This is a genomic window from Jiulongibacter sp. NS-SX5, assembly GCF_052828545.1.
On sequence record NZ_CM128248.1, the window covers coordinates 2,213,050 to 2,233,232 of the forward strand.

The window sequence follows — 20,183 nt, forward strand, 5'->3', positions numbered from 1 at the left end:
ATCATGTCAATGAACTCTTATTCTCAGCTTATACCTACAGCCTTTCGGCATTCAGTAACAATCGTCCTTTACTACGATCACCAAGATTTGACAACAATAACTACTTTACGTTATCGTCATTTTTACCAGAGAAACTCTTTTCTCTAATAGTTGTGGAGGATATCGGAGTCGAACCGATGACCCCCTGCGTGCAAGGCAGGTGCTCTAGCCAGCTGAGCTAATCCCCCTTCTAAGTCGGCAGTTTCCAAGTCTCAATTCGCAATATTCTCTCTTGCGTTATGAAAGTGGGCCTGCCTGGACTCGAACCAGGGACCTTTACATTATCAGTGTAACGCTCTAACCACCTGAGCTACAGGCCCGGTCTTGCCTCTTAAAATGTCGACTCATTGAATATATAGACGGTACCTCTTGATACATCTCTGTATCTATTGATAATTGACATGAAATCAATCATCGTCGTAAGAACTTTCTCTCTTTTTCTTCTGATCTAAATCAGAATATCTCTAAAAAGGAGGTGTTCCAGCCACACCTTCCGGTACGGCTACCTTGTTACGACTTAGCCCCAGTTACTGGTTCTACCCTAACGAAGTCTTTAATCTTCCGCTTCAGGTCTACCCAACTTCCATGGCTTGACGGGCGGTGTGTACAAGGTCCGGGAACGTATTCACCGCATCATGGCTGATATGCGATTACTAGCGATTCCAGCTTCATAGGGTCGAGTTGCAGACCCCAATCCGAACTGTGACAAACTTTTTGTGATTGGCTTACTATTACTAGCTCGCTACACTCTGTATCTGCCATTGTAGCACGTGTGTCGCCCTAGGCGTAAGGGCCATGATGACCTGACGTCGTCCCCTCCTTCCTCTCTACTTGCGTAGGCAGTCTAGTCTGAGTCCCCATCCGAAATGCTGGCAACAGACTATAGGGGTTGCGTTCGTTGCGGGACTTAACCCAACACCTCACGGCACGAACTGACGACGGCCATGCAGCACCTTGTTTCGCGTCATTGCTGACTGATCTATCTCTAGAACATTCGCTCACATTCTAGCCTAGGTAAGGTTCCTCGCGTATCATCGAATTAAACCACATGCTCCACCGCTTGTGCGGACCCCCGTCAATTCCTTTGAGTTTCACCGTTGCCGGCGTACTCCCCAGGTGGATTACTTATCGGTTTCCCTTGGTCACTGACTGTGTATCGCCAACAACTAGTAATCATCGTTTACGGCGTGGACTACCAGGGTATCTAATCCTGTTCGCTCCCCACGCTTTCGTGCATCAGCGTCAGTTTATCTGCAGCAAGCTGCCTTCGCAATAGGTGTTCCTTCTGGTATCTATGCATTTCACCGCTACACCAGAAATTCCGCCTGCCTTCTGATAACTCAAGCTCTTCAGTATCGATGGCATGTAAAACAGTTGAGCTGCTACCTTTAACCACCGACTTAAAAAGCCGCCTACGCACCCTTTAAACCCAATAAATCCGGATAACGCTCGCCACCTACGTATTACCGCGGCTGCTGGCACGTAGTTAGCCGTGGCTTATTCCTATGGTACCGTCAATGTGCTTCGCAAAGCCCTTTTCTTCCCATATAAAAGCAGTTTACAACCCAGAGGGCCGTCTTCCTGCACGCGGCATGGCTGGATCAGGCTCTCGCCCATTGTCCAATATTCCCTACTGCTGCCTCCCGTAGGAGTCTGGTCCGTATCTCAGTACCAGTGTGGGGGTTACTCCTCTCAGAGCCCCTAAAGATCGTCGCCTTGGTGAGCCATTACCTCACCAACTAGCTAATCTTACGCATGCCCATCTCTATCCAATAAATCTTTTAATAAAACCAGATGCCTGATCTTATATTATGCGGTATTAATCCAAATTTCTCTGGGCTATCCCCCTGATAAAGGTAGGTTGCATACGCGTTACGCACCCGTTCGCCGGTCTCAAAGTATTGCAAGCAATTCTTCTACCCCTCGACTTGCATGTATTAAGCCTGCCGCTAGCGTTCATCCTGAGCCAGGATCAAACTCTCCATAGTAAATAACTATATCAAAAAGTCCTTGACTCGAGGTCCGTCTATATATCAATAAGTCTATGAACTTTACCCCCAAACTTTCAACGTCTAAGGCTCGTGACTGATGATGTTTTTATCGTTTGTCGTCAGTCGTTATTTCCAAACGGGCTGCAAAGATGAAAGATTAATTTTTAACTACCAAATAAATCTTGAAAAAAGTTTAAATCTTTTTTCTTCATCTCAACATGTTTTTGAACTAAACCCCGCTTCATTTCCGAATTGGGAGTGCAAAGATAGCAGAAAGATTTTCTAATGCACAAGCCCCATTTTAAAGATTTTTTGAGCTCAAACCATAACTATCTTATAATCAGTAAAACATTGATTAAACTTTTTTAGACAAGGCAATACCTTCTTTAAATAGTGCAATAATTAAGGTATTGAGAAAAGATTGCAGCATAGCGAAAACCCACTTCAAATTATTTTACAAAATCATAAAAAAAACCTCCGGCAAGATTACCGAAGGTCTTATTCTAAATTATGAGGAAATCAAAAATTAGTCTTTTACTCTTTGAATAAATTGAGCTCCCGCCTCAGCCGGAGAATTTGATTCCTGAATAGCTCTTATAAAAGCAGACCCTATAATGGCTCCATTGGCAAATCGGCTGGCATCATCAAAAGTCGCTTTATCTTTTATACCAAACCCGATTAGTCTAGGGTTCTTAAGTTTCATCTCATCAACTTTATTGAAGTACGCTCTCATCTCATCAGTAATACCTGAGGTAGAACCTGTGGTGCTTGCTGATGAAACCATATAGATAAAGCCCGAAGAATTTTCATCAATCCTTCTTATCCGCTCTTCTGAGGTCTGCGGTGTTATAAGGAATATATTGAAGAGACCATATTTATCAAAGGTCGGTTTAAACTCCAGGAGGTATTCGTCCATCGGTAGATTTGGCAAAATGAGACCATCGACACCTACCTCTTCACATTTTTCACAAAACTCTTCGAGACCGAATTGAATAAGCGGATTTACATCTCCCATTAATATCACAGGGATATTGACCTCTTTTCTCATCTCGGCCAATTGCTCAAAGAGCAACTTTACCGTCATACCGTTTTCTAAAGCTTTGGTATTTGCCTTCTGAATAGTTTCACCATCGGCTACAGGATCTGAGAAGGGGATTCCCACCTCTGCTATATCTGCTCCTGCCGATTCTACAGCTTTTAGTAGTGATAGCGTATCATTCAAATGAGGGAAACCCGCCGTGAAATATATATTGAGTATGTTTTCAGACTTCTCTTGAAAGAGCTTTTCCAGTCTATTCATAAATATTCTGATGTATTATTAGAGCTTTGAATATTATTCTGCCCAGTAATCAAGAACTGTTACTTTATCTAAATGGGGGCCCAGAACCTCTCCGAATGCTTTATGAGCCGGATGTGGCAAATAAGCGTCTCTACCTTCTTCGTTTTCAAACGAGAGTAAAAAGCAATGGGTCAATCCTTGATTTAAACCTTCGGGACTGTTATTGACACCCCACTCGAAGTCCTTTATCTCAGGGATCTCGTTTGGTAAATTGACAAAGGCATCAACTACACGCTGAATATCATCCTCTGTACTCTCATCTTTAAACTTAAACATAACTACATGACGCAGCATAGGCCCGGTTACCTCTTCTACCACAACTTCTTCATTGTCTTTCATTTCGTTTGACCCAGTATTATCACAAGCGGTTATTGCAATAGCAAAAGCTGCCCAGATCCATAGTTTCTTCATTATTATTTCAATTTACAGGTACTTCTTATAGGTAGCGAGATCTTTATCTCCCCTACCCGATAAACTTATGACTACGGTTTCATTGGCACCAGCTTTCAGATAATCTAAGGCAGCCAACGCATGAGATGACTCAATGGCAGGAATAATCCCCTCTAGTTTCGACAATTTCATGCCCGCCTCTATGGCCTCGTCATCAGTAATGCCAAAGAACTTTGCCCTGCCAGACTCCCATAGATGTGCATGCATAGGTCCTATGCCCGGGTAATCTAAACCAGCAGAAATAGAATGCGGCTCTATCACCTGGCCATCCAGCGTCTGCATCATTAAACTTTTACTGCCGTGCAAAACACCGGGCTTCCCAAGAAATGTGGTCGCGGCAGACTTATCTGTTTTCACACCATGACCAGCTGCTTCAGCAGCAATAATTTTGACGGAAGGCTCATCTAAATAATGAAAATAGGTACCAGCGGCATTTGAGCCCCCTCCTACACAGGCTATAAGGTAGTCTGGGTTTTCTGAGCCTGTCTTTTCAAACAATTGACTTCTTATTTCTTCAGAAATCACCGACTGAAACCTGGCCACCATATCAGGATATGGATGTGGCCCCACTACCGAGCCTATTATATAGTGTGTGTCCACAGGATTATTTATCCAGTGTCTCATGGCTTCGTTAGTGGCATCTTTCAGGGTTCTTGAACCACTTTTAGCCGGTATTACAGTAGCACCAAGCATTTTCATTCTGGCTACATTGGGGGCTTGACGTTCAATATCAATCTCTCCCATATACACAATACACTCAATACCCATAAGAGCACATACCGTAGCAGTAGCTACACCATGCTGTCCAGCACCTGTTTCTGCCACAATCTTGTTTTTGCCCAATCTTTTGGCCAGTAATATCTGGCCAATGGTATTATTTACCTTATGGGCACCAGTATGACAAAGGTCTTCTCTTTTGAGATATACAGTAGTCTTGTATTCTTCTGATAAACGTTCAGCTAAATACAAAGGAGTAGGTCTACCCACATAGTCTTTGAGCAGCTGATCAAACTCACTTTGAAAATCTTCAGTGTAAATAATATCCAGGTACTTTTGGCGAAGCTCCTCTACATTAGGGTAAAGCATTTCGGGAATCCAAGCCCCTCCAAAATTTCCGTAATAACCTCTCTCGTCAACAGCGAAAGCCGAATTCTCTATTTGCAGCATTAATTCACATCGATTTGAATCCTCCGTAAAAATAGTCAATAGCGGTTAAACCAACTTTAGAACTGACTTAAAACAATTCTAACTCCTTTTTTAATTGAGCCAGCTGCTCAACATTCTTGTAGGCTGGGGTAACTTCAAACTTACTATTGACATCTATCCCTTTTAGATGGGGCAATTTCAATTCTTTAACCTCATGGATGTTATTGAGGTCTAATCCACCAGCCAATAAGAATGGCGTTTGAAGTCTGTAATTTTCTAAAAGGGACCAGTCAAATGAAATACCATGCCCACCATGACCTCCACTGGCTTTTGTATCAAACAAAAAGTAATCGACAATTCCTTCAAAAGACTTTAACTCATTAAAATCAAAAGATGGGTCTACACCAAAGGCTTTAAATACTCCGAAACCAGCTGATTTAACCTTTTGACAATAAGAAGCATCTTCTTGGCCATGTAGCTGAACATAATCAAGATGATATGTTTTGGCAATTTCTAGTACTTCTTCAAAAGGCTGATTGACAAAAACACCTACCTTTTTGGTATTGGAAGGAAAGTTTTTGAGTAGTTCAATACTTAACAGATCACTTACAAAGCGTTTAGAACCATTGAAAAAAATAAAGCCCATGAAGTCAGGTTTGAGTTTTAACACCTCTTTGATGTTTTGCTCATCCCTCATTCCACAGACTTTCCACAAGAACTTCATAAATCAGGCTTTTGCTTCAGCAATATAACCTGCTAAAGCCTCAGGCGGGTTCGGTGTTTTCATAAAAGATTCACCAATCAGGAATCCTTGATAGCCTACTTCTCTCAAGTTTTTAATTACCGAAGGGTCATTAATACAACTCTCAGAAATTTTCACCTTATCTGTAGGAATTAAATCAGTGAGCTCTAATGATGGTTTTACACTGCTTTCATTAAAGTTTTTGAGATTTCTATTATTTACACCAATAATATCTACATACTCTAAAGGGCTTTTCTTTAGCTCTTCTTCATTATGAATCTCCAGTAAAACCTCCATTCCTAATTGATGGGCTTTGGCTCCCAATTCATTAATCTTATCAGCCTCCAATGAAGCGGCTATCAATAAAATGGCATCTGCTCCCCAGGCTTTTGCCTCACACACCTGGTAGGCGTCTATCATGAAATCTTTTCTCAGTAGCGGCAATTCCGGATTCTTAGCACGAGCCTTTAGCAAATCTTCTTTAGAACCTCCGAAGAAAGTTTGATCGGTAAGTACACTTACCCCTGCAGCACCTGCCTGAGCATACCCGAAAGTCACATCTTCCACATTTACTTTAGCATTTATTTCGCCTTTGGAAGGAGACTTTCTCTTAAACTCAGCAATGATCCCGGAAGAACCCTCTGCTTTTAAAGCAGATTTCAAAGAATTGCATTTACGGTCAAAATGCTTAGAGTTTTTCAATTCCTCTACCGGAGTGATGGTTTTAGCTCTAAAAACCTCTTCTTTCTTATGCTGATTAATCTTTTCTAGAATTGTCATTCACTCTTATTAAAAAATGAGCCGCAATTTGAAGGCTTTTTTGATTGGAAGCAAACTTCTTTATCTACAAAAGAAAAAGGCCGGCTTGCGTTTGCAAACCGGCCTCCCTTTAATATCTGGTCTTTGAATTACTTCGAAGACTTAGGATTTACCTTACCATTGATTCTCAGAATAACAGTTGAGTTTTCAGCATTGCTGGTAACAGTAATGGTTTTCTTGAAAGCTCCAGGGCGTCCAGAAGTGTTGTATCCTACTTTAATTTCACTTGTAGCACCCGGCATTATTGGGTCTTTGCTCCATTCAGGAGTAGTACATCCACAAGAAGCCATTGCTCTTGAAATGACTACAGGTGCAGAACCTGTGTTGGTTACTTTAAAAGTATAAGTAGCCACTGGTCCTTCTTCTAATGTTCCGAAGTCGTGAGATTCTGTTTCAAACTTTAATACTCCTTGAGCGTATGATGCTGCCGCAAAGAACAATACCGTTACAACGGTGAATAATACTTTTTTCATTTTTAGTCTTGTTTTTAGTTCTTGAACAATTAATTACAAACTAGCAAAACAAAGAAACAACCAAAAATAGGCCGATACAAATTCTTAACAGGTTCTTAACAATGAAAATCGGCCTTAAATGGCCTTCTGAGGGTGATTGAACAGATGAAAATAAACTGGTATCTTTGCAAAAGAATACGACCCTACTGAAAGCATTTACTGTTAACCTGATCATATGAGTGATAACGCAACCAAAGCTTCCCTGAATACAGAATTTATAATTGATACCGAGGAGATTCTGGCCGATTACCGCTTGGCCATTGAAAGTAGAGAGGTCAGCCTTATGGGCCGTAAAGACGTTTTTATGGGTAGAGCCAAATTCGGGATTTTCGGAGATGGCAAAGAAGTAGCCCAAATAGCACTATCAAAAGTTTTCAGAAAGGGCGATTTTAGATCAGGATACTACAGAGACCAAACTATGGTAGCGGCACTAGGTGGCCTGACCTGGACTCAGTTATTTTCACAACTCTACGCTCATGCAGATATCAACTACGATATTTTCTCGGGTGGTAGATCAATGAATGCCCACTACGGGAATGCATGGGTTGATAAAGATGGAAACTGGCTTAATCAGACAGAGCTTTATAATCATGTGATGGATGTTTCATCCACCGCTGGTCAAATCCCTAGAAGTGTTGGGTTGGCTTTTGCCTCTAAACTCTATCGCCAAAATCCCCAATTAAAGTCTTTTGATAAGTTCTCTATTAATGGTAATGAAGTTTGCTTCTCGACCATAGGTGACGCTTCTACCTCACAGGGGATGTTTTTTGAGGCCATAAATGCTGCCGGAGTACTTCAGGTGCCAGTTATCTTTTCCGTATGGGATGACGGTTACGGTATTTCTGTTCCTACAGAATTCCAAACTACAAAAGGAAGCATCTCTGAAGCCTTAGCTGGATTCCAGAGAACCCCAAACAAACCAGGGCTAGAGATAATCAAAGTAGAGGGCTGGAATTATGTAGAGCTCATAAAGGCTTATCAAAAAGCCGCCAGATTATCAAGAGATGAGCATATCCCATGTTTAGTTCACGTATATGACATAACGCAACCTCAGGGTCACTCTGCCAGCGGCTCTCATGAAAGATATAAATCAAAAGAGAGACTGAAATGGGAGGATGAAATGGACTGCAATGTTCAGTTTAGAAAATGGATTATTGAAGAGAAAATAGCAGATGCTGGTACTCTGGATGAAATAGAGGAAGAGGCTAAAGAAACAGCTAAAAAAGCAAGACATGAGGCTTGGGAAGCATATAAAGCATTCATTAATAAAGATGTTTATGAAGTAGTAGCTTATATAGATGAAGCTCTGAAACTACATCCAAAGCGTAAGGTCTCTTTGCTTCGCTACAAAAAAGAACTCAAAGGCTCTGCAGCGATAAGAAAAGATGCCACCAAAGTGGCCAAGAAACTTGTTCGTGAACTGGCAAAAGAAAAAAGCCCCGTAATCAAAAAGCTAAAGGCTTTTCTAGCGAAAATTGAGAAGGACACAGAATTACAGTATCATAAACACCTTTATAGTGAATTTGATAATTCACCCTTAAAAGTAAAAGAAGTCAAAGCCGCCTTTGCTGATAAGCCTGAGATTTTAAGTGGGTATCAAATCATTAATAAGTATTTTGATCAACTCCTTGATAAAGACCCAAGAGTTTTTGCAATCGGCGAAGATGTAGGTCAGATTGGTGATGTAAATCAAGGTTTCGCCGGCTTACAGGCGAAGCATGGAAAACTAAAGGTAGACGACACAGGAATTAGAGAAGCTACTATTATAGGTCAGGGGATCGGTGCGGCTATGAGAGGCTTAAAGCCAATTGTAGAGGTTCAGTATTTTGACTACATCTATTATTGCCTCGCTTCCTTAACAGATGATCTTGCTTGCTTGAGGTACAGAACTTTTGGTCAGCAGCAAGCTCCCCTTATTGTAAGGACCAGAGGTCATAGACTTGAAGGAATCTGGCACTCAGGCTCACCAATGGCAGTGATGATCCACTCTTTACGTGGTATGCATATTATTTGCCCTCGAAACTTTGTACAGGCGGCAGGTCTTTATAATACTTTACTAAATGGTGAAGATCCTGCTTTGATGATAGAGCCCCTGAATTCTTATAGGCTGAAAGAAAAGCTACCGACCAATCTCTCTGAAATGACCGTTCCTTTAGGTCAACCCGAAATATTGAAAGAAGGCTCAGATATTACCATTGTTACTTATGGAAGCATGTGTAATATCGTAATGGCAGCGGCATCTGAACTTGCCGAATATGGTATAAACGCCGAAGTTATAGATGTGCAAACTCTCCTTCCGTTTGACCTTTCTGGTACCATTTTGAAGTCGTTAAAGACAACTAACAGAATTATCTTCGCTGATGAAGATATGCCGGGTGGTGCTACAGCATTTATGATGCAGCAAGTACTGGATGAACAGGAAGGCTACCATTTTTTAGACAGTAAACCAGTAACAGTTACGGCAAAAGAACATAGACCTCCATACGGTTCTGATGGTGATTACTTCAGCAAACCAAATGCAGATGATATTGTAGATGCCGCCTATCAAATAATGAGAGAAGCAAAGCCAACAAAATATCCAGATCTCTAAATTGTAACAAAATCAAACCATAAAAAAGCCTCTTTGGGATTCCAAAGAGGCTTTTTTCAATATCTCTTACTGATTTATCTCAAGATAAATTCGATTCTTGTACCGGTTCTCTTACCATCTGCATTAGTATAGTAAGTAGAAGAATCTTCATCACCGAAACCATCATAAGAAACTCTTGACTTAGTCAAACATTTCTTTTGAAGGAAATAAGTGTAAAGTGCACAAGCTCTAAGCTTAGCCAGTCTTACGTTTGAAGAAGTAGCCGCACCATCATTATATGCATTAACGTGGATAGAAGCATCTGGACATCTTGAAAGAAGGTCACAAACTCTCTGAAGAGCTTTGTATGATGTAGGACGAATTTTGTTCGTTCCACTGTAAAACTCTACTTGCTGAGCAGCATAATTAAGTTCATCTAACTCAGCAGCTGAGATTTCACATCCACTCTCAGTTTTATAACCCATGAATGGAGCTTCACCATTTACATAACCTTCAGGACAGCCATCGTTAGAAACCAGGCCAGGAATATCCGGACAAAGGTCTTCGTTATCAGGTACACCGTCACCGTCAGAATCAGGACAGCCGTTATCTGAATCACCAGCTACATTTAAACAGTCATCTTCTGTATCTGCTACACCGTCGCCATCTGAATCAGGGCAACCTTGAGTAGACGCAGGACCTGGAGTGTTAGGACATTTGTCGTCTTGATCAGCAATGCCATCACCGTCAGTATCAGGACAGCCATCTAGTTCTACCACACCAGCAAGGTCTGGACACTTATCATCTTTGTCAGCAACTCCGTCGCCATCAGAATCAGGACAACCATTAAGAGCAGCCAAACCATATAATGTAGGACACTCATCATCTTTATCAGCGATACCGTCACCGTCTGCATCAGGACAACCGTTTAATGAAGCCAAACCAGCTAACGTAGGACAGTCATCCATTTGATCGGGCACACCATCACCATCAGTATCAGGACAACCCTGGAATTTTCTTAAACCTGGAGTATTTACACAGGCATCACACTTATCCACCGTTCCATCTTTATCAGAATCTTTATCACCGAATCTGTAAGAACCAGTAATTAAACCAAGGAAATACCCATCGTTTCTTTGATCATTACCCGCCATACTAATACCATCTAAATAATCAGATAGAGAATAACGATAACCTCCTTCTACACCTAAAGCAAAACGCTCAGCTACATTCCATTTCACACCAAGGCCAAAAGGAATTACAGCTGCCCATTTTTGTAGATTATTTCTATCTGCCTCTAAGTCACGAGGCAAAGGAGGAAATGCAGTTCCTGGCTGTACCTCCACGGTAGGATTTGTATAAGTAGCACCAATACCACCAAATAAATACGGAGCTAATGTTTTTCTGGTCAAACCATCACAGGTGAACTTTCTTTCTTTAAACGGATAGATCTCACCAAGCAATGAAGCCTCAACTAAAGGTGTTTTAAATTTGAACCCTCTGTAATCCCAGTATCCATCAGGAGCAGAGAAGTCATCACCAGCTAGTGTACCCACAAGAATTTGCGGACGTAGTGAGAAATAGTCGCTAAGATGTCTTCTGGCAAACACCCCGGATACTAAACCGTTACCTGCTGCATAAGGCATGCTACAGTGAACATCTCCGAAATATTGCGTTAAGCCGAGTGGAATCCCAATTTCCCATGGGAAGGGCTTACAGACTTTACAAGTGTCTTGTTGTGCTTTTACACTATAGCTCGCCAGCGAAAATAATGCAATAAGGGCGAATAAAGCTTTCTTCATGTGTTAAAATGGTATTGTTAAAGATATTCCTCTTTAATAGTTTATGAACAAATCTCCGTGAATTCATTCTCGGAGTAAATTACGCAAATTTTGAGTTATTGATAACAAAGCCCTCTCCTTTTTTTGTAGTTTATTTGACAGACATATTGTTATAGTACAATCTCTCATTGAGCTACTCAAATTTGTTTGACTCGGTTATAGTCGAAACGTAACAACAAAATGTTATTCCGAACCAATTTCTGTGGACTTTGTACAACATTGAGATCAAAGGGGGTCTAAAATCCCCAGTTTTCTACAAAAGATTTAAACAAAGTGTAGAATTTTGAGGCATTTGACTACTAATCAATCTTTAGTGCTTAAATTCGATTTGAATCAGCTGTTAATCATATGCTTAAAAGAGTTATAACACTCAGCCTAATAAGTTTTTTACTACTTCCTTCTTTTGTTAATAAGAAATCTAAAACCCGGGCAGTTTTTAAGTCCATAGACAAAAACGTAAATACCAGAAGTACAGCCTATAACTCCTTAAAGCAAGCAACTGAAAATATTGGTCACCGCCTTACAGGCTCGGCAAATGGTCAAAAAGCCGAAGAAATGGCCTACAACATGCTAAAAGGTCTTGACCTCAAAGAAGTTAGCTACCAATCTTTTGAAGTTAATTCATGGAGTAGAGGCAAGCTTGATTTAGCCATAGTACCGGCCAACAGTGATAATTATCGTGACATTGATGCGGTTTCATTAGGGCATTCGCCTAAGGCGTCAAATGTGGTGGCACACATTGTAGATTGTGGTGATGGTCTGGAATCTGACTTTGAAGAGGTAGGAGAGAATCTTAAGGGAAACATTGCACTATTTAATGTAGATGTCAGAAATGAAGAGAATAAAGGCAAAAAGAACCTCCACCGATCAGAAAAAACAGCCTTGGCCATAAAGAACGGTGCATCAGCAGTCATTCTAGTAAATCGGGTAAAGGGAAATGTTTTACTCACAGGGACAGCTTCAGTTACAGGCGAGCTAATTGACATTCCTGCAGTATGTGTCTCTTATGAAAGTGGACGAGCCATCAGAAAATGGATAAGAGATGAGAAGAATATTATGGCAGAAATTGATATGCTCAACTTTTTCAAACCTGTGAAGGCAAGAAATGTGAAAGCCACCTATGATAGAAAATCAAAACTCTCTAATGAAAAAATAGTAGTCGGGGCTCATCTGGATTCCTGGGATCTGGCCCAAGGAGCAGTGGATAACGGGCTTGGAGCATTTACGGTCTTAGATATCGCAAGAGTTTTCTCAGAACTTAAACTGAAAACCAAACGTCCTATAGAATTTGTACTTTTCATGGGTGAAGAGCAAGGCCTTTTGGGCTCTAAAGAATACGTAAAGAAAGCAAAAGAGAACGGAGAAATTGACCGAATCTCATTAATGGTAAACCTTGACATGTTAAATAACTGTCATGGATTCAATGCCTTTGGTAATGAAAGTCTCAAAAAAGAAATTGATGAGGTCGGCACTGAAATCCAAAGTATTTTTGACAATTATCCTAATCAAAACAGCAATAAAGCGGGGCTTCATTCAGACCATGAGTTCTTTATGCTTTCAGGTATACCCGTATGTTTGCCGTCTGGCAAATTAAGTAAAGAGGCCCTCGATTGTTACCATGCAGACTGTGATGAATTTGCTTTGATTAACCAACAAGAGCTGGAAAATAATGTCAAATACACTTCAATGATGTTGTATGCTTTAGCAAATGCCGATCACCTTCCGGCAGCATTAAACTCAAGTGAAACCAGAGATTTTTTGGTGGCTCAAAACCTGAAAGAAGAACTGGTTTTAGGCAAAAAGTGGAACTGGGACTAAGCTCATGATTGGTATTTTGAAAATCAATCTGCTATTTTGCCCTGCACAATAAACCCCTCAATTAAATGCTCGCAACTACCTTCGGAGCCGCAGTTTATGGCGTAGATGCTACCCTAATTACCGTAGAAATCAGTTTGATAAAAGGAGCCGGAACCAGTGTGGTAGGCTTACCAGATAATGCTGTTAAGGAGAGTTTACAACGAATAGACGCCGCTCTAAAAAACGAAGGATACACCCAAGACCGTAAAAAAACGGTCATAAACCTGGCACCTGCAGATATTAGAAAAGAAGGTTCTTCATATGACCTGCCGATAGCACTTTGCCTGATTACAATAGCCTGTGGAGTTACCTATGCTAAAGATATTTCTGAATATGTCATTCTGGGTGAACTGGCACTAGATGGAACACTTCGACCAATCAAAGGGGTGCTTCCTATAGCCATAGAAGCCCGAAAACAGGGAAAGAAAGGATTTATACTTCCGCCGGAAAATGCTAGTGAAGCATCTATAGTTAACAATATTGATATTATAGGTGTTGAGACACTTGATGATGCAGTGCAATTCTTATGCGGAAAAAAGGAAATCAAACCACTGGTGACCGACACACGCGACATCTTTTACCATACCATCAATAGTTACGAAGCCGACTTTTCTCATGTGCAGGGTCAGGAAAATATCAAAAGGGCACTGGAGATAGCTGCCGCGGGTGGGCATAATGCCATTATGATTGGTCCTCCGGGTGCAGGAAAAACGATGTTGGCAAAACGCCTACCCTCCATTCTTCCACCTTTAACACTAATGGAAGCTTTAGAAACCACCAAAATTCATTCTGTGGCAGGCAAGTTAGGAGAGAAAGCCTCTCTCATCTCCAGAAGACCGTTTAGAAACCCTCACCACACTATTTCTGACGCAGCTCTGGTAGGAGGTGGAAGCTTCCCACAGCCCGGTGAAATTTCTCTTGCTCATAACGGGGTATTATTTCTGGATGAACTTCCTGAATTTAAACGGACCGTATTAGAGGTCATGCGTCAGCCACTGGAGGAGCGAAAGGTGAGTATTTCCAGAACTCGCCTCTCGGTAGAGTTCCCTTCGAGTTTTATGCTGATTGCGAGTATGAACCCATGCCCTTGTGGGTATTATAATCACCCTGAAAAAGAATGTACCTGCCCACCTGGTGCAGTAGAGAAGTATCTCAATAAAGTCTCAGGCCCCTTACTTGACCGGATTGACCTGCATGTAGAGGTAACACCGGTGAGTTTTGATCAGATCTCTTCTACTCGAAAAAACGAAAGTTCTGAAGAGATAAGAAAGAGAGTAGTAGCCGCTAGAGAGCTTCAGATTGATCGTTTTAAAGAATATCCTGATATCCACTCCAATGCAATGATGCCGCCAGAAATGGTGAAGGAAATCTGTCAGATCAATGAAGCAGGTAAAGCCCTTCTCAAAAAAGCTATGGAACGCCTGGGTCTCTCTGCACGTGCTTATGACCGTATCTTAAAGGTAAGCCGCACCATCGCCGATCTAGCCGGCACCGAAGAAATCAGAAATGAACAACTGGCCGAGGCTATTCAATATCGTAGTTTGGATCGGGAGAATTGGGCAGGGTGATTCTATATATTTAGAATATACTTTCTCTCATTTATCCGTAACCTCGCGTCATTCTTTAGGACTGATGTTGTTCATTGTTATATCAAGCCAAAAGATGGGGTAACTCATGCCCTATTATTTTGTTCAGAATCAGGGTTTTATTTTCAAAACATTTCGCTTACCTTTGCACTCCCTTTTTGGGGACGTATAAATAAAGTAATCATTTTTAACAATTTACAATGCCTACTATACAGCAATTAGTAAGAAAAGGAAGAGAGCAGCTTAAATACAAGAGCAAATCTCCGGCATTGGATTCTTGCCCACAGCGTCGTGGGGTTTGTACTCGCGTTTATACGACTACACCTAAGAAGCCAAACTCGGCTCTTAGAAAAGTAGCTCGTGTACGTTTGACAAACCAAAAAGAAGTGAACGCTTACATTCCGGGTGAAGGACATAACCTACAGGAGCACTCGATCGTATTGATCAGAGGTGGTAGAGTGAAAGACCTTCCGGGTGTACGTTATCACATCGTGCGTGGTGCATTGGATACCGCTGGTGTAGCTAACCGTATGCAAGGCCGTTCTAAGTATGGTGCTAAGAGACCTAAAGCAGCTGCTAAGTAATTCCCATTGTTATAGATTTTATAGGAGATAACTCTCCATTTAAGATATATACAGGGAAGTAATGTTACTCCCAGGAGTAATGTGAATTAGTTTTTAAAACGAAACCTCATTAAAAAAACAACAAGATGAGAAAAAGAAAACCACCGAAGCGTTACGTACTACCTGATCCTAAATTCAGAGATACTACTGTAACGAAATTCGTGAACAATCTGATGCTTCAAGGTAAAAAGAGCCTTGCATACAGCATCTTCTACGGTGCTTTAGACTTAGTAGAAAAACGTACCGAAGAAAATGGTCTTGAGACCTGGAAAAAAGCTTTAAATAACGTTAGCCCTTCTGTAGAAGTAAAAAGCCGTCGTGTAGGTGGTGCTACTTTTCAGGTGCCTATCGAAGTTCGTGCTGAAAGACGTCAGTCTCTTGGTATGAAATGGTTAATCCTTTATGCTCGTAAACGTGGTGAAAAAACCATAACTGAGCGTCTTGCAGGAGAGATCATCGCCGCTTCTAAAGGTGAAGGTGCTGCTGTTAAGAAAAAAGATGATACCCACAGAATGGCAGATGCTAACAAGGCATTCTCTCACTTCAGAGTGTAAGATTATCATTCTAAAGATTAAGCCTTTTCGGGAAACCGGAAAGGCTTTTTTTATACCCTAATAACTCCCTTCTTAATAAGCCTACCCTCGAGGTCTTATACAACTCAAGACAAATTCAATAGCTTGATAAATAAGCCTCAAAATAAAGAAGCACTAGGCAGGTGTTTGAATCAGGAACAAGCAATTGCATTTACGTCAAATAAAAAAACACGACCCATGTCAGAATCGTGTTTAAATAAGATGTTTTTGAACTAAATTATATACTAGCTCGGCAATGGTGCACCTACAGCCACACTACAGTCGTGACCTGGCTGACCATGTGCAGGATTAATCTTCACATTCGCACTTGCTGCTTGAGGAAGCGGTGCACCTACAGCCACACTACAGTCGTGACCTGGCTGACCATGAGCAGGATTTAATTTGACATTAGGATCTACATTAAAATTAGGCTGAGTTACAGGCTGACTAGCTGTTGCTGGCACATTAACAGATTGAGAAGTAGGAACAGGAGCCTGAACAGAAGCCAACGGAGCCCCTACAGGAATACTACAGTCATGCCCCGGCATTCCATGTGCTGGGTTCAAGCCAGAAGACGCGGTAGTAAACGTATTTCTTTTAACACCCATGTTCATAAGATTACCCAATTTGGTTGGAGGGTGTTTTATCGTACTTGCAGAGGTCTTTTGAATTTGAACGGGTGCGGCATTAACTACTGCCGGAGACTCCGAAACAGAAGCCTCAGTTTCTGCGTTTGACGAAACAGGAACATTTATAGGGGAGGCATTGACGCTCATGTCTGATGCAGATTCAGATGAAGAATCACATGCAATCAAAAATGGAACGGCAGCAAGACTTAAAACAATAGATTTTGGCGATATCATTATTAGGAAATTTACGTTTCTAATGAATAGTCAAGAATAAAGCCAAAATGTTGTCTTTCAGCTTAAAAAATGAGTGAAGGATTAGAAAGGCACATATACCACCTTCTTTGTTTCAAAGAACTCCTCTTCAAAAAAGCTTGATAGATCCGTCAGTTGATAAGGCCTCTTAGCTTCATTCATTTCCTCATCTAAGTCTCCTCCTTTAAGGTATAAAATACCATTATCAATGGTGTTGATTGACCTCGTTTCAAACTTTTGATGTATCCATTGAATGAACGGCTTCATTCTGGTAACAGCCCTACTTACCACAAAATCATATTTACCTTTTACCTTTTCAGCTCTTTCATGCTGAGAGGTTAGGTTTGTCAAGCCTATTGCCGTAGCCACTTCATTCACAACTTTGATCTTTTTCCCTATGGAATCAACCAAATGAAACTGGCACTCAGGAAAAAGTATGGCTAAAGGAATACCAGGAAAACCTCCTCCAGTACCTACATCAAGTATTTTGGAGCCATCAGCAAACTGATGAACCTTGGCAATTCCCAAACTATGCAGTACATGGCGTTCATAAAGCGTATCAATATCCTTCCTGGAAATGACATTGATTTGTGCATTCCACTCAGCGTATAAACCTTGTAGTTTACCAAATTGCTCTTTTTGGTTTTCAGTAAGATCAGGAAAGTATTTTAAAAGTATGTCCATGCTATCTCCACTTAATTTTTTTAGGATTTGACACCATTGTCATGATCCCAAAAATGATCAGGTATACAAAATAAAGGAAATCTAGAAACATGAGTTTCCATGAGTTGACCGTTCTGGCAAGTTTCACATTACATAAATGAAGTATTAACCATCTCAAAAACCACCAAAACATAAACACTCCCGTAACCACCCTCATCCAATTGGTAAATGGTTTATATTGTTCAAACCCATAAGGTTCAAGCCATTCATTGCTTACTCTCAACCACTCAGGAAGCTGAAACCATTCTGGTTCAGCCAAAAAAACAGGCACCAAAAAAAGCCATGAAAACAAAAAACTCATCCATAAAAAACCAATGGTCATTTTGTCTCTGAACTTGTATCTTTTACCTACAGATAGATGTCTTCTTTTTTGAGTAATCCACGAATCCATGCTTAGTTTCGGCTCTGAATACATATGAGTTTCCTCAGCCACCGCAATAGCCGTATTCTTCTTATCGGCCATTTCATTCACAAGCAGATCATCATCACCACTAAGCAATCCCAAGTGTTTGGTAAAACCATTCACAGCCCAGAAGTTATCTCTTTTATACATGAGATTTCTGCCTACACCCATAAACGGTACTCTTACTTTAGCAAAAGACAAATATTGAATCGCCGTTTGTAATGTCTCATAGCGTATAAAGGCATTTAAGATACCTTCATATTTGTAATAAGGAGAAAACCCGAGCACTACGCTGGCATCATTTTGCGTTTGACGCACCATTGTCTTTACCCATTGATCGGAGTTTGGTCTACAGTCGGCATCAGTGAGCAGCACGTATTCTTTAGTAGCTTTTTTTATGCCCATTGTTACAGCATATTTTTTTGCCGTAAAATGCTCTGGCAAAGCCTTTACATGCACAAAATTGACATGCTTAAACTCTCCTTCATTGGTTCTTAAATAATCATAAGACCCATCAGAAGATCTATCATCAACAATGATTACCTCAAAATCTGGATAATCCTGAGTATCAAGTGATGGCAAAAGCTCTTTTAAATTATGTAGCTCATTCCAGGCTGCCACTATAATGGAGACTCCCGGCCATGACTCTGGATCTTCTTCATGGTCTTTATGCCTGATCAAGGCCGTAAAAACAAAAAGAAGGTAGATTAGCTGTATAAATATAGCCGCTCCGAAAACGGCTGGAATTATATAATTCCAAATCACAAATAGTGGTGTTTAAATATTGTTCAAATATACGTATTCATTGAAACTTAAATTTTATGAAGGAATATTTAAGCATAATTTTGCACAATGAAATTCGAACTGAGTACAAAAGATCAGGAATCGGCAGCTAGGGCTGGTAAAATCACTACAGATCACGGCGAAATACTGACACCTATTTTTATGCCTGTAGGTACAGCAGGTACTGTAAAGGGTGTTCATCAGCGTGAGCTCAAAAAAGATATTGAAGCTCAGATTATTTTGGGCAATACCTATCACCTGTACCTCAGACCTGGTCTGGATATAATCAAAGGAGCAGGAGGGCTTCATAAATTCAACGGATGGGACAGACCAATCCTGACCGATAGCGGCGGATACCAGGTTTTCTCCTTAAAAGAAATAAGGAAAATATCAGAAGAAGGCGTTCATTTCAATTCACATATTGACGGGTCAAAACATTTGTTTACTCCGGAAAACGTCATGGATATTCAGAGAGTTATAGGTGCCGACATCATCATGGCTTTTGATGAGTGCCCGCCCTACCCTTGCGACTATGAATATGCCGAGAACTCGATGCACCTTACACATAGATGGCTTAAGAGATGTATCAAACGCTTCGACGAAACAGAAGGGAACTACGGCTACTCGCAGGCGTTATTCCCTATTGTTCAGGGAAGCGTTTATAAAGACCTTAGAAAAGCATCTGCCGAATTTATTGCGGAGCAAAATCAGGCTGGTAATGCCATCGGAGGTCTCTCTGTAGGAGAACCCGCCGAAGACATGTATGAAATGCTGGAGGTGGTCAATGGTATTTTACCTGAAGAAAAGCCAAGGTATCTGATGGGTGTAGGTACGCCTGCCAATATCCTTGAAGCCATCGCTCTTGGCACAGATATGTTCGACTGCGTAATGCCGACTCGGAATGCACGAAACGGAATGCTTTTTACCACCGAAGGTATCATCAATATTCGGAACAAAAAGTGGGAAGATGATTATTCAGTAATTGATACAGGATTAAAAAATGAGGTCAGTAACTTCTATTCAAAAGCATACTTAAAACACCTCATCAAATGTAATGAACTCCTGGGGGCACAAATTGCCAGCATTCACAATCTCGCCTTTTACCTATGGTTAGTCGGTCAGGCTCGTGAGCATATTTTAGCTGGAGATTTTACACCTTGGAAGAATAAAATGACTAAAAAACTGATGCAGAGACTCTAAGGCAGTGAGGCAGAAAAAAACTGCAATAATTTTGAAATTTTTTCTGCCAAATGTTTGCCATATATCAGTCGGTCATATACTTTTGCAACTCGATTTCAGGTCGAGGA

General features: G+C 41.0%; 16 protein-coding genes, 2 tRNA genes and 1 rRNA gene. 6 read left to right on the plus strand and 13 right to left on the minus strand.

The window, feature by feature from the left end; all coding sequences use genetic code 11:
* Window positions 1-153: 153 nt before the first annotated feature.
* The 9 genes from ACUXV0_RS09825 to ACUXV0_RS09865 form a co-directional block, all read right to left on the minus strand.
* Window positions 154-227: transfer RNA gene (locus ACUXV0_RS09825), tRNA-Ala, on the minus strand.
* A gap of 58 nt (window positions 228-285) precedes the next feature.
* Window positions 286-359, minus strand: a tRNA-Ile gene (locus tag ACUXV0_RS09830).
* A 148-nt stretch (window positions 360-507) separates the two neighbouring features.
* Window positions 508-2,027, minus strand: a 16S ribosomal RNA gene (locus ACUXV0_RS09835).
* A 529-nt stretch (window positions 2,028-2,556) separates the two neighbouring features.
* Window positions 2,557-3,330 carry a tryptophan synthase subunit alpha gene (gene trpA, locus ACUXV0_RS09840; protein ID WP_446189374.1) on the minus strand — a complete coding sequence of 258 codons (774 nt, stop codon included), beginning with the start codon at window positions 3,328-3,330 and terminating at the stop codon, window positions 2,557-2,559.
* 33 nt (window positions 3,331-3,363) lie between these two features.
* Entirely contained in the window at window positions 3,364-3,708 is a 345-nt protein-coding gene (locus ACUXV0_RS09845; RefSeq protein ID WP_446192809.1) for a Dabb family protein, read from the minus strand.
* Between the two features lie 84 nt (window positions 3,709-3,792).
* Window positions 3,793-4,986: a tryptophan synthase subunit beta gene (gene trpB / locus ACUXV0_RS09850; protein ID WP_446189375.1), complete on the minus strand. Its 1,194-nt coding sequence runs from the start codon at window positions 4,984-4,986 to the stop codon at window positions 3,793-3,795.
* 67 nt (window positions 4,987-5,053) lie between these two features.
* The gene (locus tag ACUXV0_RS09855; RefSeq protein WP_446189376.1) at window positions 5,054-5,689 is read right to left on the minus strand and encodes a phosphoribosylanthranilate isomerase; all 636 of its coding nucleotides are present in this window, start codon (window positions 5,687-5,689) and stop codon (window positions 5,054-5,056) included.
* A gap of 3 nt (window positions 5,690-5,692) precedes the next feature.
* A complete protein-coding gene (trpC, locus tag ACUXV0_RS09860) occupies window positions 5,693-6,487 on the minus strand; it encodes an indole-3-glycerol phosphate synthase TrpC (protein ID WP_446189377.1) in 795 nt (264 codons plus the stop codon).
* Window positions 6,488-6,615: 128 nt separating this feature from the next.
* A complete protein-coding gene (locus ACUXV0_RS09865; protein ID WP_446189378.1) occupies window positions 6,616-6,999 on the minus strand; it encodes a DUF1573 domain-containing protein in 384 nt (127 codons plus the stop codon).
* A 214-nt stretch (window positions 7,000-7,213) separates the two neighbouring features.
* Between ACUXV0_RS09865 and ACUXV0_RS09870 the strand changes: the two genes are divergently transcribed.
* Window positions 7,214-9,628, plus strand: a complete 2,415-nt coding sequence (locus tag ACUXV0_RS09870) for an alpha-ketoacid dehydrogenase subunit alpha/beta (protein WP_446189379.1) — start codon at window positions 7,214-7,216, stop codon at window positions 9,626-9,628.
* A 74-nt stretch (window positions 9,629-9,702) separates the two neighbouring features.
* On the opposite strand, the gene ACUXV0_RS09875 is transcribed toward ACUXV0_RS09870, so the two are convergent.
* Window positions 9,703-11,409, minus strand: a complete 1,707-nt coding sequence (locus tag ACUXV0_RS09875) for a DUF6089 family protein (protein WP_446189380.1) — start codon at window positions 11,407-11,409, stop codon at window positions 9,703-9,705.
* Between the two features lie 387 nt (window positions 11,410-11,796).
* Between ACUXV0_RS09875 and ACUXV0_RS09880 the strand changes: the two genes are divergently transcribed.
* The 4 genes from ACUXV0_RS09880 (at window position 11,797) to rpsG (ending at window position 16,068) form a co-directional block, all read left to right on the plus strand.
* Complete coding sequence (locus ACUXV0_RS09880; RefSeq protein ID WP_446189381.1) at window positions 11,797-13,266, plus strand: M28 family peptidase; 1,470 nt, start codon at window positions 11,797-11,799, stop codon at window positions 13,264-13,266.
* Between the two features lie 65 nt (window positions 13,267-13,331).
* Window positions 13,332-14,873: a YifB family Mg chelatase-like AAA ATPase gene (locus tag ACUXV0_RS09885; RefSeq protein WP_446189382.1), complete on the plus strand. Its 1,542-nt coding sequence runs from the start codon at window positions 13,332-13,334 to the stop codon at window positions 14,871-14,873.
* A 218-nt stretch (window positions 14,874-15,091) separates the two neighbouring features.
* Window positions 15,092-15,475, plus strand: a complete 384-nt coding sequence (gene rpsL, locus ACUXV0_RS09890; protein WP_446189383.1) for a 30S ribosomal protein S12 — start codon at window positions 15,092-15,094, stop codon at window positions 15,473-15,475.
* A 125-nt stretch (window positions 15,476-15,600) separates the two neighbouring features.
* Window positions 15,601-16,068, plus strand: a complete 468-nt coding sequence (gene rpsG, locus ACUXV0_RS09895) for a 30S ribosomal protein S7 (protein ID WP_446189384.1) — start codon at window positions 15,601-15,603, stop codon at window positions 16,066-16,068.
* Between the two features lie 263 nt (window positions 16,069-16,331).
* Here rpsG and ACUXV0_RS09900 read toward each other — a convergent pair whose 3' ends face one another.
* The 3 genes from ACUXV0_RS09900 to ACUXV0_RS09910 form a co-directional block, all read right to left on the minus strand.
* Window positions 16,332-16,949, minus strand: coding sequence for a hypothetical protein (locus tag ACUXV0_RS09900; RefSeq protein ID WP_446189385.1), 618 nt, complete (start codon window positions 16,947-16,949; stop codon window positions 16,332-16,334).
* An 81-nt stretch (window positions 16,950-17,030) separates the two neighbouring features.
* Entirely contained in the window at window positions 17,031-17,651 is a 621-nt protein-coding gene (rsmG, locus tag ACUXV0_RS09905; protein WP_446189386.1) for a 16S rRNA (guanine(527)-N(7))-methyltransferase RsmG, read from the minus strand.
* Window position 17,652: 1 nt separating this feature from the next.
* Window positions 17,653-18,858 carry a glycosyltransferase gene (locus ACUXV0_RS09910; protein WP_446189387.1) on the minus strand — a complete coding sequence of 402 codons (1,206 nt, stop codon included), beginning with the start codon at window positions 18,856-18,858 and terminating at the stop codon, window positions 17,653-17,655.
* Window positions 18,859-18,945: 87 nt separating this feature from the next.
* Between ACUXV0_RS09910 and tgt the strand changes: the two genes are divergently transcribed.
* Window positions 18,946-20,076: a tRNA guanosine(34) transglycosylase Tgt gene (tgt, locus tag ACUXV0_RS09915; RefSeq protein WP_446189388.1), complete on the plus strand. Its 1,131-nt coding sequence runs from the start codon at window positions 18,946-18,948 to the stop codon at window positions 20,074-20,076.
* Window positions 20,077-20,183 lie beyond the last annotated feature (107 nt).